This is a genomic window from Martelella alba (assembly GCF_005217455.1).
In the GTDB taxonomy this organism is placed as follows: Bacteria; Pseudomonadota; Gammaproteobacteria; order Enterobacterales; family Enterobacteriaceae; genus Acerihabitans.
Genome location: NZ_SZPQ01000019.1, coordinates 41,245 through 55,623, shown reverse-complemented (window position 1 = coordinate 55,623; position 14,379 = coordinate 41,245). Strand labels below are relative to the sequence as shown.

General features: G+C 54.6%; 10 protein-coding genes and 2 tRNA genes. 2 read left to right on the top strand and 10 right to left on the bottom strand.

The annotated features are described in order from the left end of the window. Positions 1 to 5 precede the first annotated feature (5 nt). The 6 genes from FCN80_RS13870 to nagB all read right to left on the bottom strand — a co-directional run bounded on the left by FCN80_RS13870 (position 6) and on the right by nagB (position 5,628). A tRNA-Leu gene (locus FCN80_RS13870) sits at positions 6 to 90 on the bottom strand. A 3-nt stretch (positions 91 to 93) separates the two neighbouring features. Next, a tRNA-Met gene (locus FCN80_RS13865) sits at positions 94 to 170 on the bottom strand. A gap of 263 nt (positions 171 to 433) precedes the next feature. Further along, the gene (asnB, locus tag FCN80_RS13860; RefSeq protein WP_136990752.1) at positions 434 to 2,095 is read right to left on the bottom strand and encodes an asparagine synthase B; all 1,662 of its coding nucleotides are present in this window, start codon (positions 2,093 to 2,095) and stop codon (positions 434 to 436) included. Positions 2,096 to 2,416: 321 nt separating this feature from the next. Further along, positions 2,417 to 3,640, bottom strand: a complete 1,224-nt coding sequence (nagC, locus tag FCN80_RS13855) for a DNA-binding transcriptional regulator NagC (protein ID WP_136990751.1) — start codon at positions 3,638 to 3,640, stop codon at positions 2,417 to 2,419. A gap of 21 nt (positions 3,641 to 3,661) precedes the next feature. Then, positions 3,662 to 4,810 (bottom strand): N-acetylglucosamine-6-phosphate deacetylase, encoded by a 1,149-nt coding sequence (nagA, locus tag FCN80_RS13850; protein WP_230492672.1) that lies wholly within the window; start codon positions 4,808 to 4,810, stop codon positions 3,662 to 3,664. Between the two features lie 17 nt (positions 4,811 to 4,827). Continuing rightward, complete coding sequence (gene nagB, locus FCN80_RS13845; RefSeq protein WP_136990749.1) at positions 4,828 to 5,628, bottom strand: glucosamine-6-phosphate deaminase; 801 nt, start codon at positions 5,626 to 5,628, stop codon at positions 4,828 to 4,830. A 339-nt stretch (positions 5,629 to 5,967) separates the two neighbouring features. Between nagB and nagE the strand changes: the two genes are divergently transcribed. Both nagE and glnS read left to right on the top strand, forming a co-directional pair. Next, positions 5,968 to 8,028: an N-acetylglucosamine-specific PTS transporter subunit IIBC gene (gene nagE, locus FCN80_RS13840; RefSeq protein ID WP_136990748.1), complete on the top strand. Its 2,061-nt coding sequence runs from the start codon at positions 5,968 to 5,970 to the stop codon at positions 8,026 to 8,028. Positions 8,029 to 8,278: 250 nt separating this feature from the next. Further along, on the top strand, positions 8,279 to 9,946 hold the full coding sequence (gene glnS / locus FCN80_RS13835; protein ID WP_136990747.1) for a glutamine--tRNA ligase: 1,668 nt from the start codon (positions 8,279 to 8,281) through the stop codon (positions 9,944 to 9,946). A gap of 65 nt (positions 9,947 to 10,011) precedes the next feature. Here the strand turns inward: glnS and alsK are convergent, their stop codons facing one another. The 4 genes from alsK to alsA are packed head-to-tail and all read right to left on the bottom strand — an operon-like array spanning position 10,012 to position 14,115. Next, positions 10,012 to 10,920: an allose kinase gene (gene alsK, locus FCN80_RS13830; protein WP_136990746.1), complete on the bottom strand. Its 909-nt coding sequence runs from the start codon at positions 10,918 to 10,920 to the stop codon at positions 10,012 to 10,014. Further along, a complete protein-coding gene (alsE, locus tag FCN80_RS13825) occupies positions 10,913 to 11,599 on the bottom strand; it encodes a D-allulose 6-phosphate 3-epimerase (protein WP_136990745.1) in 687 nt (228 codons plus the stop codon). The genes alsK and alsE overlap by 8 nt, the downstream gene beginning before the upstream one ends. A 9-nt stretch (positions 11,600 to 11,608) precedes the next feature. Then, positions 11,609 to 12,556: a D-allose ABC transporter permease gene (gene alsC, locus FCN80_RS13820; RefSeq protein ID WP_230492671.1), complete on the bottom strand. Its 948-nt coding sequence runs from the start codon at positions 12,554 to 12,556 to the stop codon at positions 11,609 to 11,611. An 11-nt stretch (positions 12,557 to 12,567) separates the two neighbouring features. Continuing rightward, entirely contained in the window at positions 12,568 to 14,115 is a 1,548-nt protein-coding gene (gene alsA / locus FCN80_RS13815) for a D-allose ABC transporter ATP-binding protein AlsA (protein ID WP_230492670.1), read from the bottom strand. Positions 14,116 to 14,379 lie beyond the last annotated feature (264 nt).

The following is a 14,379-nucleotide window of genomic DNA, read 5'->3' as shown; positions in this document are numbered from 1 at the left end:
AAATCTGGTGCGGGAGGCGAGACTTGAACTCGCACACCTTTCGGCGCCAGAACCTAAATCTGGTGCGTCTACCAATTTCGCCACTCCCGCATATGGTGGCTACGACGGGAATCGAACCTGTGACCCCAGCATTATGAGTGCTGTGCTCTAACCAGCTGAGCTACGTAGCCGTCCTTCCGCGTGACCATCATTCGGCGTTGCGGGGCGCATTATGCGTAGTTGCAGAAATTCAGTCAACTCCTTTTTTCGGTAATACGCCTTTGCACATACTGTTTGTCTGGCTTATGACCAACCTGACGATAAAAAACGCATAAGCGCTGATTTTTACGAGAATAACACCTTGGCGCCATAGCCTTTTCCCGCGGGATGCAAGGTGCGCCAAACAGAAAAACCGGGCCGTCAAAGCCCGGTTCGCGCGCGGGGTCGAGAGGTCTTAATAGGCGGATTGATGCACGCCTACGGCGCGCCCCGACGGGTCATCCATCTTCTTGAAGGATTCATCCCATTCGATGGCCTTGGCGGACGAACAGGCCACTGAGGGACCACCGGGGACGCATTCCGCGGCGCTGGGCAACGGAAACAGCTCCTCGAAAATCTGCCGGTAAAAATAGGCTTCCTTGGACGTCGGCGTATTGTAAGGGAAACGGAAGTGCGCATTGGCCAATTGCTGATCGGTGATTTGCGTCGCCGCCACCTCCTTGAGGCTGTCTATCCAGCTATAGCCAACCCCGTCGGAAAACTGTTCTTTCTGACGCCAGGCGATGCTTTCCGGCAGATACGAGGCAAAACACTCGCGCAAGACGTGTTTTTCGATTTTGCCGTGGCCGCACATTTTATCCTGCGGATTGATGCGCATCGCCACATCCAGGAAATGCTTGTCCAGGAAAGGCACCCGGGCTTCCACGCCCCAGGCGGCCATGGCTTTATTGGCCCGGGCGCAGTCATACATATGCAGCGCTTGCAGCTTGCGGACCAACTCCTCATGGAATTCCCGCGCGTTGGGCGCCTTATGGAAATACAGATACCCGCCGAACACTTCATCCGAACCTTCGCCTGACAGCACCATCTTGATGCCCATGGCTTTGATTTTACGCGACATCAGGTACATGGGGGTAGAGGCGCGGATAGTGGTGACATCATAGGTTTCAATGTGATAGATAACGTCGCGAATCGCGTCCAGGCCCTCTTGAACGGTGAAATGGATTTCATGATGCACCGTGCCCAGGTAGTCGGCCACCGCCTTGGCGGCCTTCAGGTCCGGGGAACCTTCCAGTCCGACGGCAAAAGAGTGCAACTGCGGCCACCAGGCTTCGCTGCGGGCTTCATCCTCCACCCGCCGGGCGGCGTATTTCTTGGTGATGGCGGAGATAATCGACGAATCCAGGCCGCCGGACAGCAATACGCCGTAAGGCACATCGGACATCAGATGGCTTTTCACCGATTCTTCCAGCGCATCGCGCAAGGCGGCTTTATCGGTGACATTGTTTTTCACATTTTCGTAGGAAAACCAATCGCGAACATAATATTCGCGAATTTCCCCATCCCGGCTCCAAAGATAGCTTCCCGGAGGAAATTCCTTGATGCTGCGGCAGATTGGCACCAGCGCCTTCATTTCCGATGCGGCGAACAGCGTGCCGTTTTCATCGTAGCCGTAATACAGGGGAATGATGCCCATATGATCGCGGCCGATGAGATAAGCGTCTTTTTCGCAATCATAAAGGATAAAAGCGAACATACCCCGCAGACTGTCGAGAAAGTCGGGCCCCTTTTCCTGGTAGAGCGCCAGAATCACTTCGCAATCGGAACCGGTCTGGAACGCATAGCGTTCGCCCAGTTCATGGCGCAACGCCTGGTGGTTGTAAATTTCGCCGTTGACCGCCAGCACATGGGTGCGGGCGGCGTTATACAGTGGCTGGGCGCCGGTGTTGACGTCCACGATGGACAGCCGTTCGTGGGCCAATATCGCTTTGTCGCCGGCATAAACCCCAGACCAGTCGGGGCCGCGATGCCGCATCAGGCGCGACATCTCCAACGCTTTTTTACGCAGTTCGACCGGATCGGAGTGCAGGTCGAGGGCGCCAAAAATCGAACACATAGCTATTCCTTATTTTGTCTATCGACCCGCTTACGGGTCTCGTCTCGACGACTTCACGCCGCCTCTTGGCCGGCGGCGTTTGCTCGCGTGCCGCTGCAAGCCACCCCAAGCGCGTCGAGTCAGTTTGTTATCATGTTGACATTGATTTAGCATCAAAATGGCACTTCTATTCAAGATCCATCAACAAAAAAAGCGAACGGATTAATAATACGATAATTTTTTGGTATTTATTTTGATGAATCTTTAATAAAGACCGTCGAAAGCCGCCGTGGCTTATGGAACCGTCAATGCCGGTGGCGGGACGTCCGGAAGAAACCGGACTCAGTTTTCTTCCAGCAGGCGCTGTAGCAGGACGCCGTTGAGCATGGCCCGTTTGACCAGCGCAAAGGCGCCAATGGCCGAGCCGTGGTTGAGGAGGGAAATCACTACCGGCAGATTTTGTCGAAAACCGCTCAGCGCCTGGTTGTCGATGCAACGCTGCACCGCCGGCAACAGGATTTTATGCGCCTCGGTAATTTCGCCGGCCAGCACCACTTTTTGCGGATTGAACAGGTTGATGGCGATGGCGATGACTTTGCCCAGATGATGACCGACCTGCTCGATCACTTCGCCGGCCAGCGGATCGCCCCGGTTGGCGGCTTTACAGATGGCGTCGATCCGGCAGTTGTCCAGGGTCAGTCGGCTGGAATAACCCTGGTTGAGCAAATGCCTGACCCGTTGCTCGATGGCGCCGTTGGCGGCGATGGTTTCCAGGCAACCGAAATTGCCGCAATGGCAGCGCTCCCCCAACGGGTCCACCTGAATATGGCCGATTTCGCCCACATTGCCGTTGCTGCCAAGAAAGATCTGGCCGTTGACCAAAATGCCGGCCCCGGTTCCGCGATGCAAACGAACCAAAATGGAGTCATCGCAGTCCTGGGTTGCACCAAAATAGTGCTCCGCCAGCGCCAGACTACGGATATCATGACCGACGAACGCGGTCAGACGGAATTTTTTTTGCAGGTTTTCCACCAGCGGCCACTGATTGACGGTAATGTGCGGCATATACCGGACCACGCCGGAATAAGGATCCACCAGGCCGGGCAGGATGACGGAAATAGCGATCAGCTCGCGCAGTTTGCGCTGACAGTTCTCCAAGAAACAGGCAATGGCGCCGAACAGGGCGGTTTCCAGGGCTTCCTGGGTGCGCTCGGGCAGGGGGATGTATTCCTCGTAGAGGGATTTCCCGGTCAGGTCATAGAGCGTCAAGGTGGTATCGTGCCGGCCGAGTCGCACGCCGATGGCTTGAAACGCCCGGGTTTCGGCGACGATGGAAATGGCCCGCCGCCCGCCGGTGGAGGCTTGTTGATCCACCTCCCGAATCAGGCCCCGCTCCAGTAGCTGCCGGGTGATTTTGGTGATGCTGGCCGGGGCCAGTTGGCTTTGTTCCGCAATCTGGATGCGTGATATGGGACCTGATTGATCGATCAGGCGGTAGACCGCCGCGCTATTAAGTTGCTTGACAAGATCAACATTGCCTATCGGGGCCTGTCCGCCTGGGGTCATCAGTGTTCTACTCGCTCATCGTTAAACGTCGTCGCCATTGACGATGGTTTTGACAATCCGGAAATCGCGGGTGAAGACGGTGAGGTTGGCCGCCTTGCCGATTTGCAGCGAGCCCAACCGATCGGTCGCGCCCAGCGCCCGGGCCGGATAGAGCGTTGCCATTCGCAACGCCTCGTCCAATGGAATTCCTGCATGCTCCACGCAATTGCGCACAGCTTCGATCATCGTCAGGGACGAACCGCTCAAGACCCCGTTTTCGTCCAGACAAAAACCATCGCGATAATAAATGGTTTTGCCGGCGAAAATGAACTTGTCGATTTCAGGATCGCTGCCGGCCGGCGCGGTGGCATCGGTCACCAGCACCAGTTTGTCGCCCTTGATACGTTTGGCATTGCGGACATTGGCGAAGTCCACATGCAGGCCGTCGGCTATAATACCGCAATAAATTTCCGGCGCATCGAAAACCGCACCCACCAGGCCGGGTTCACGGCCGGTCACCGCCGGCATGGCGTTGAAAAGATGGGTGGCGAAGCCGATACCGGCGTTAAAACCGGCCCTGGCCTGGGCGCAGGTGGCGTTGGAATGGCCGGCCGAAACCAAAATGCCCGCCTGGCTCAGCCGGCGGATCACGTCTGAATCGACCTGTTCCGGCGCCAGAGTCATAATGGCGATGACATCGGCGTTGTCGCACAGGAAATCGATCATCGCCGGGTTGGGCGAGCGCATCAGGTCCGGATTATGCGTGCCTTTTTTGACGGGATTGAGGTAAGGGCCTTCCAGGTGCAACCCGAGCGCCTGATTTTTATTTTGCGCGAGAAATGCCCGCATCACTTCCACCGCACGCTGCATGAATTCATCGGTACTGGTGATAAGGGTTGGCAGAAAACTGGTGCAGCCGGACTTTTGATTGGCGCGCTGCATGGTTTCCAGGGTCGCCGCGGACAGGGCGTCAAGGGAATCATTGAATTGCACTCCGCCGCATCCGTTGAGTTGCAAATCAATAAAACCCGGCGCCAGGTTGGCGCCGGCCAGATCGCGACGTTCGATGCCGGCGGGCAACGCGTCTGCCGGACAAATGGCCTGGATGGCGCCGTTGTCGACGATCAACGCATGATCGTCCAGAATTTGGTGGCCGGTATACATCCGGCCGTTGGTTAGTGCGTACATCATTCGCTCCCGGTGTGGAATCACAGTGTTTTCAGGCTTTCCGCTTCCAATTCGCGGAAATATTTCACCGTTTTGACCTTAAGCTCCAATGTGGAGGGCTCGTCGCAGACCATTATCGCTCTGGCGTGCAGTTGCAGACAGCTTATTGTCCACATATGGTTGACATTGCCTTCCACCGCCGCTTGCAGGGCCATGGCCTTTTGATGGCCTATCACCAGTATCATCACTTCTTCGGCGTCCAGCAGGGTACCGACTCCCACCGTCAGCGCGAAGCGCGGCACCTGTTCGATATCATTGTCAAAGAAACGGGAATTCACCCGGCGGGTTTCCTGGGTAAGGGTCTTGATGCGGGTGCGGGACGCCAGAGAGGACGCCGGTTCATTGAAGGCGATGTGTCCGTCGTTGCCGACGCCGCCCATAAACAGATGAATTTTGCCGTAGGAGGCGATTTTTGCTTCATAGCGGCGGCATTCTTCATCGATATCGGCGGCGTTGCCGTTAAGCAGATTAATGTTGCCCGAGGGGATATCAACATGATTGAAAAAATTCTGGTGCATAAAGGTGTGGTAACTTTCCGGATGGGCGGCGGGCAGTCCGACATACTCGTCCATGTTGAAGGTGACCACGTTTTTGAAGCTTACCTGGCCCGCTTTATGCATTTCGATAAGGTATTTATAGGCTTCAAGGGGCGTACTGCCGGTGGGCAGGCCGAGAACGAAAGGGCGGTCGGCGGTGGGTTTGAACGCATTGATGCGATTGACGATATGGCGCGCCGCCCATTTGCCGACGTCGGCTGCGGTTTGTAAAGGAATCAGTCTCATTGGGAACCTCTTGGCGAGTGTGGCGTTTTTCCGGTCCGGCCTAAAGAGTATAATAAGCCCGAAGGTCCCGCAGTAGGGGGGGAGGGGGCAAACTCTCGCGTTACCGGCATAGTTGTATCTCGATTTTTCGTCTTGCAAAATAAGTTTGACATATTTACAAGAATAAGTCACAAATCCTGGTGCTTCAAGGTGATTATAATCACAAATCAGTAGTATTAATTTGCGTTGAAAATTAAAGTTCCTACACTGCGTGTATCGGGGAAACGCAATGCGAAATTCGCAGCAGGCAGGGGTTACAACCCGTGTGGGTTGAACGATAGGGTTAAAAGGGGAATCAAGGTGAATATACTCAGTTATGCACAAAAGATCGGCCGCGCGCTGATGGTGCCGGTGGCGACATTGCCCGCCGCCGCCATTCTCATGGGCGTCGGTTATTGGATAGACCCGGTGGGCTGGGGGAGCGACAGTTCGCTGGCCGCTTTCTTCATTACCGCCGGTTCGGCCATTATCAACAATATGTCTTTGCTGTTCGCGGTGGGCGTGGCGTACGGTATGTCCAAAGATAAGGACGGCGCGGCGGCCTTGTCCGGCCTGGTGGGGTTCCTGGTGGTCACCACGTTGTGCGCGCCGGCGGCCGTGGCGATGATACAGAAGATTCCGGTGGCCAGCGTTCCGGCGGCCTTCGGCAAAATCAACAATCAGTTTGTCGGTATACTGGTGGGCATCATTTCCGCCGAGCTGTATAACCGCTTTAGCCACGTGGAACTGCCCAAGGCCCTGTCGTTCTTCAGCGGGCGGCGCCTGGTGCCGATCCTGGTTTCTTTCGTGATGATCGTCGTGTCATTCATCCTGATGTATGTCTGGCCGGTCATCTTCAACGCGCTGGTTGGGTTCGGCATCTATATCCAGCACATGGGCGCGGTCGGCGCGGGCATCTATGCCTTCTTCAACCGTCTGCTCATCCCCGTCGGTCTGCACCATGCCCTGAACTCGGTATTCTGGTTCGACGTGGCCGGCATCAATGATATTCCTAAATTCCTCGGCGGCGCGCAATCTATCGCCAACGGCACCGGTATCCCCGGCATTACCGGCCGCTACCAGGCCGGTTTCTTCCCGATCATGATGTTCGGTCTGCCCGGCGCCGCCTTGGCCATCTATCATTGCGCCCGTCCGGAAAACAGAAGCAAAGTGGCGGGGATTATGTTGGCCGGCGCTTTCGCCTCGTTCTTTACCGGTATCACCGAACCACTGGAATTCTCCTTTATGTTCGTTGCGCCGGTATTGTATGTGATCCATGCGCTGTTGACCGGGATTTCGGTATTTATCGCCGCCAGCATGCATTGGATGGCCGGCTTCGGCTTTAGCGCCGGGCTGGTGGATATGGTGCTGTCGTCCCGCAATCCGCTGGCCGTACACTGGTATATGCTCATTCCGCAATGGATTGTATTCTTCATCATTTATTACATTGTGTTCCGTTTCACCATTAATCGCTTCAATTTGCTGACCCCGGGGCGTGAACTGGCCGTGGCCGGCGACGAGGCGGACGGTTATGATGTGGATGTGGACGAACAACCGGCGGCGGTCGGCAAAGCCGGCGAAACCGACTTGCTGGCTCGGCGCTTCATCAGCGCAGTGGGCGGCTCCGACAATCTGACCGGTATCGACGCCTGTATTACCCGCCTGCGCCTGAACGTTAAAAACTCGGCGGTGGTGAATGAGGCGCTTGCCAAGAATCTTGGCGCCCAAGGTGTTATCCGTCTGAATAAAGAAAGCGTGCAGATTATCGTCGGCACCCGCGCCGAGATCATTGCCGATGCCATGCGCAAGGTGCTGACTTCCGGTCCGGTGGCGGCGGCCAAATCGTCCTCCCAGTCTGCGCCGGCCGCCCAGGCCGCTGAAATAACGAACGCCCCCCGAACCTCCTCGGCGCCGCGCCCGGTGGCGGTCAGCCTGGTTTCGCCGCTGACCGGCGAAATTGTCCCGCTGGAACAAGTGCCGGATGAGGGATTTGCCAGTAAGGCCGTCGGCGAGGGCGTCGCCGTTCGTCCCACCGACAAACTGGTGGTGGCGCCGGGCAGCGGCACAGTGGTGAAAATGTTTGGCACCCATCATGCGTTCTGTCTGGAAACCGACAACGGCGCCGAAGTTGTGGTGCATATCGGCATTGATACCGTCAACCTGCAAGGCCAAGGGTTCACCTGCCTGGTGGACGAAGGCGCCCGGGTGGCGCAGGGCCAGCCGATTTTGGAGCTGGATCTGGACTTTCTTAACGCCAATGCCCGTTCCCTTATCAGTCCGGTGGTCATCACCAATATGGAACAGTTCGGCGGCATTTCCGCCGCCGCCGGCGGTCTGGTGATCGCGGGTGAAAGTAAGTTGCTGGATATCACGGCAAAATAAGTCTCATACCGTTCCGGCGCGCGCGGCGTGCCGGAACACGCTATCAAAACGTCTTTCCCGCTGTTCCGTTTGTCCCGTCCTGACTCCGCTTATGGTAATATTGTCTTACCGGCAAAATTTCATGCTCAACCACTGAGCGGTTATACAACCGGCTCGGTCCGGGATTCTGCGCAACTAACGGTTGTAACGCGCCTGGGCTTGTTGGAACATTAGAGAAATGAATGTCGCGTTTTCATAGAGGAATACGTATATGAGTGAGGCTGAAGCCCGCCCAACAAATTTTATTCGTCAAATTATCGACGAAGATCTGGCTACGGGTAAACATACGTCGGTTCATACCCGCTTCCCGCCGGAACCCAATGGCTATCTGCACATCGGCCATGCCAAGTCCATTTGCTTGAATTTCGGCATTGCCAAAGACTATCAGGGCAAATGCAACCTGCGGTTCGACGATACCAATCCGGTCAAGGAAGATATCGAATATGTCGATTCCATCAAGCAGGATGTCAAGTGGCTGGGGTTTGAATGGAGCGGTAATATTCACTATTCCTCTGATTATTTCGACCAATTGCACGCCTTCGCCATTGAGCTTATCAATAAGGGCCTGGCGTATGTGGACGAACTGTCGTCGGACGCCATCCGCGAATATCGCGGCAATCTGACCACGCCGGGCAAAAACAGCCCATACCGCGATCGGCCGGTGGAGGAGAACCTCAAACTGTTCGCCATTATGCGCAGCGGCGGCTTCCCGGAGGGTTCCGCCTGCCTGCGGGCCAAAATCGATATGGCCTCGCCGTTCATGGTGATGCGCGACCCGGTGCTCTACCGGATTAAGTTCGCCGAACATCATCAGACTGGCAGCAAATGGTGCATTTATCCGATGTACGATTTTACCCACTGCATCTCGGACGCCCTGGAAGGGATAACCCATTCGCTGTGTACCCTGGAATTCCAGGACAACCGGCGCCTGTACGATTGGGTACTGGATAACATCACCATCGATTGCCATCCGCGGCAATACGAATTTTCCCGGCTAAATCTCGAATACGCCGTCATGTCCAAGCGCAAGCTCAATCAATTGGTGGTCGAGCACATTGTCGAAGGCTGGGATGATCCGCGTATGCCGACCATTTCCGGTTTGCGCCGCCGCGGCTATACCGCCGCCTCTATCCGGGAATTTTGCCGACGCATCGGGGTGACCAAACAGGAAAACAATGTGGAGATGGCGGCGCTGGAGGCGTGTATTCGTGAAGATCTCAACGAATCCGCGCCTCGCGCCATGTCGGTGATCGACCCGGTCAAAGTGGTTATTGAAAATCTGCCGGCGGGTTATGAAGAAGACATTGTCATGCCCAACCATCCCAATAAACCCGAGATGGGCAGTCGTCAGGTGGCCTTTAGCCGGGAAATCTATATCGATCGGGCGGATTTTCGCGAAGAGGCCAATAAACAGTACAAGCGCCTGGTGCTGGGCAAGGAAGTGCGTCTGCGCAATGCGTATGTGATCAAGGCCGAAAGGGTCGATAAAGACGCGCAGGGCGTTATCACCGTCATTTATTGCCGTTACGATGCCGATACCCTGAGCAAAGACCCGGCTGACGGCCGTAAGGTGAAAGGCGTGATCCATTGGGTGTCAGCCACGCGCAATCTGCCCGCCGAGTTCCGCTTGTACGACCGGCTGTTTAGCGACGCCAATCCTGGCGCGGCGGAAGATTTCCACGCCACCCTCAATCCACAATCGCTGGTGGTCAAGCACGGGTTCGCCGAATCGGGACTGGCGGACGCGCGGCCTGAGCGGCCCTATCAATTTGAGCGCGAAGGCTACTTTTGTGCCGACAGCCGGTCTTTCAGCCGGGAGCGTCCTGTATTCAACAAAACGGTGGGCTTGCGCGACACCTGGGCGAAAATCGCGGTTTGACGCAGCGGCCCGTTCGCTCTGTCTGTTGGGGCGGTCGCCGCGGCCGCCCGCGTGGCGGTAATCCGTTAAAGAGGGCGGGTTTTGCCGGCCATACGGGCGGCGCCGATAGCGCCGTTGAAGGACGAGGAGGAGGCTTTGGCGAAAGCCAGGATTTCCGCGGGCAGTGGTTTGCGCAGGTGCCGGCGGGTTTGGGCCACCAGCCGTTCGTAGGGAAATCCGGCCATGTCCATCACGCCGCCGCCCAACAGGATACAGTCGGGGTCGAACAAATTGGCGCTGGTGGCGATGGCTTTGGCCCCCAGTCGGATAAATTCGTCCAGAACGGGTTCCCGCCTGTTTTCCACGAATACGTCGGACAAAGCGTAACCTCTGGGCTCCCGGCCGTACCAGCGCGCCAGGGCCGCGCCGGAGCACAGGGTTTCCAGACAGCCGTCATTGCCGCAGCCGCAGCGGATATCCGGATCCCCTAAGGGAATATGCCCCAATTCGCCGGCCACGCCGTGAGCGCCGACAAACAGTGCGCCATTGAGCCAGACGGCGAAGCCAAAGCCGGTACCCAGATAGCATCCCAGGACCAGCTTATCGGCCAATCGTTGTTCAGTGACATCGTAGTACAATTGCAAATTCACATCGCGCTCGAACGCCACCGGACAGTGAAATTGCTGCATCAGTCTATCCGCCAGATACGAGAATTCGCCGGTATCGCAAGGAAGGTTGGGCACCGAAATGATGGTCTTCCTGTCGCGGGCGACGGCGGCGGGAAAGCCTATCATTAACGCGGTCATCTCGGTCGCGTAACCGGCGAGTCTGTCCTGAATAAACTGGCTCAGGCCGCGGGCCAGACCTTTGGCGATGACCGTGTCGGTACGATTTTTATCAGTCGCCACTAGTTGTCCGTCGTCGCCAAGCAGGCAGATACGGATATGGGTGGCGCCCATATCGACGCCGACCACCACCTTTTGTCGGTTATGCATGGCCGTCAACCTCTTGCTGCGCCTTGGCGATATTGCCTTGCATAATGCGCCAGGCTTGCCGGATATCGTCGTGATGATTGAATAAACCGGATGAACCGACAATAAGCACATCAGCGCCGGCTTCAATCAGCGATGTGAAGGTCCGCTCATTGCAAGAGCCGTCGATTTCAATTTCGTACCTCAGGCCATGTTGTTGCCGGTATGCTTTTAGCTGACGGATTTTCGCCAGCATTTCGCCGATAAACGGTTGCCCGGCAAAACCGGGGTCCACGGTCAGCACGGTGACTTTATCCGCCAGATGGATATAGTATTTCATCATTTCCAGCGAACTCTCCGGATTAAGAATAAAACCGACTTTCAGTCCCAGTTTGCGGATTTTATCGACGATTCTGAACGCCTGACCACTCAGGGTTTCCGGGTGCAGGGTGATCATGCCGGCACCGGCCTCGGCCAGCGTGTCGATGTAATATTCGGGATTGGTCACCATCAAATGGCAGTCCATGGGCTTACTGGCCAGGCGTCTGACCTGGCTGACGAAATAAGGCGACAATGTCAGATTAGGGACGAAATGGCCGTCCATGATATCTACATGCAGATAATCGGCATGCTGATCGATAAATTCGATCTGTTCTTTAAAACGGATAAGATCCATGCACATTAGGGAAGGTGAAATCTTCATGGCGAACACCTATTTACTGATCAGTCGATCCAGGGCCACGGCGGCAATAATTAATCCCCCCATGACCACGAGTTGATAATATGTTTGTACTTGTAGAATATTGAGTCCGTTATTGATGGTGCCGATGATAAGACCGCCAATGACCACGGAGAATATCCGTCCCTTGCCGCCGAAAAAGCTGGTACCGCCGATGATGGCGCTGGCGATGGCGTAGGTCTCAAAGCCGATACCGGCCAACGGTTCCGCCGCGCCTAGCCGGGCGGTGGAGACCACGCCGGCCAAGCCGGCGCATATCCCGGAGATGATGAACACGATCAACATATGAAATTTGACATCGATGCCGGAAAAGAACGCCGAATTTTTATTACCCCCCAAAGCATAGATATTTCGTCCCAAACGGGTATGGGACGTGATAAACCATAGAATCAGCGCGATACAGAGCGCAAAAATCACCGGTACGGGCACTCCCAACGGGCTGGCGGCAAAGAAATTAACGAATCCGAATGAAAAACCGTAGACTGAATTCGCGTTGGAAATAACCAACGTCGCGCCGCGGAAAATCGCGTTGGTGCCCAATGTGATGATAAAAGGATGTAAGCCGGTCCAGTTCACCAGGCAGCCGTTAATCGCCCCCAACAGGCCACCGACCAACACGCCGCCTATCAACGCCGCCGAGAGCGGATCCAGTCCGGCCAGCATCAGTTTAGCGGTGACCATGCCGGATAAGGCCAATACCGCCCCCACCGACAAATCGATACCCGCCACCAAAATGGCGAAAAATTCCCCCATGCCGATGAGCACGGTCACCGAGCTTTGCACCAGAATCTGGGTGATATTATTGGCTTTCAGAAAATACTCGCTGGATAACGAGCCGAAGATGGCAATAATAATGGCCAATATGAAAAAGGTACCATATTGATCCCAAAATTTCTGGAAGTTAAAACTGGATTTATCCATACGGATTTCCCTCAATTTTGTGGTAGCGCCCATTTCATAATGTCCTCTTCGCTAAGACTTTCATTATTCTCAAGAATGCGGGTGAGTTTGCCTTCGCAAAAAATTGCAATGCGATCGCAGACTGACATGATCTCCGGTAATTCGGATGACACCATCAGTATGGTTTTTCCGGCGTCGGCCAAGCCGCGCATAACTTTATAAATCTCCGCTTTTGCCCCGACATCAATACCCCTGGTGGGTTCGTCAAAAATAATGACTTCCGGCTCACAGCACAGCCATTTTGAAATCAAGACCTTTTGCTGATTACCACCGGAAAGTTCAGTGATATTTTGATCCACTGAACTGCACTTCAGGGACAGTAATTGCCGTTGCTGCTCGGCCAGTTTACGTTCTTTATTTTGGTTGAATAGACCTATGGCGCCTTTATAGCCACCGTCTTTCAAACTTTTACTGATAGCGATGTTCTGTGCAATGGAGAAATTGTCGAAAAAGCCATTCTCACGACGACTTTCGGTAATATAGCCCATGCCTTTTTTAAGCGCATCCAGAGGCGATTTAGGGGTAATGTCCGCGCCATGCAACATAATCCTGCCGGAACTGACCGGTTCGACGCCGAAGATGCAATTCATGAATTCGGTGCGGCCCGAACCCACCAAACCGGCGAAGCCCATGATTTCTCCTCTATTGACTGTAAAAGAGATATCACGTACTCGCCGTTTATCCTTGCTGGTGATATGGCTCACCTCGAAAATGGTTTCGCAGTTTTCCCCGCCGATACTTTCCTTCATCGTCCGGAAGCGGTTTTGTAACTCACGGCCCACCATCAACCGAACGATATCGTCATTGGATACGTCGGCGATTTTACCGGTGGCCACGCTACTGCCGTCTTTCATTACCGTATAACGGTCGCAAATACGTCGAATCTCGTTTAATTTGTGCGAGATATAGATGATGGCCGTGCCGTCCTGGCGTAACTGATTCATAATCAAAAAGAGGTAGTCCACCTCTTTATAGGTCAGCGAAGAGGTTGGTTCGTCCATGATAATGACCTTGGCTTCCTGCATCAGGGTTTTGGCTATCTCGAGCATTTGTTTCTGACTGATGGAAAGATTGCGGACTTTTTCGTCAAGCCTGACTTTCAAACCCACCCGTAACAACATAATGGCGGCTTTTGTGCGCATATCCCGCCAATCAACCCGTTTAATGCCAAAACGACGTCTAACCGGCAATCGTCCGATGAAAAGATTCTCCAGAACAGTTAGCTCATCAATAACGCTTAACTCCTGATAAATGATACCAATCCCTAATTTAGCCGCGATTTTATGATCCAATTTGGAATATTCGGTATTATCGATAACTATTTTACCGGCGGTGGGTTCATAAATGCCGGAGAGTATTTTCATTAAGGTTGATTTGCCCGCGCCGTTTTCTCCCAAAAGAGCATGGATTTCATGGGCGCAGATCGCTAGGTCCACTGACTTTAATGCCTGGACGGGACCGAAGCCTTTGGCGATACCTTCCATTTTGATATAGGGAACGTTCATCATATTCTCCAGCATTTATACCCATCATACTTTATGTTGCCACGTTGTCGGCGTTATCCGCGCACCCGATCACAGGGGGCGTTTTGCCCCTGGAGATAAATCAGAGACATCCTGTCTCTCACCAAAGGCCAGCCATGGACGGTTTAGATTCGTTTCCGACGAATTTGTCATTCATTTACTGCGGCGATACGATTCAACGTATTAAGGGTGTGCCACATAAATTATGTTGGTAGATGCCTGTTATATACATTACCGGCAGAGCTTTTCATAATAGTGACT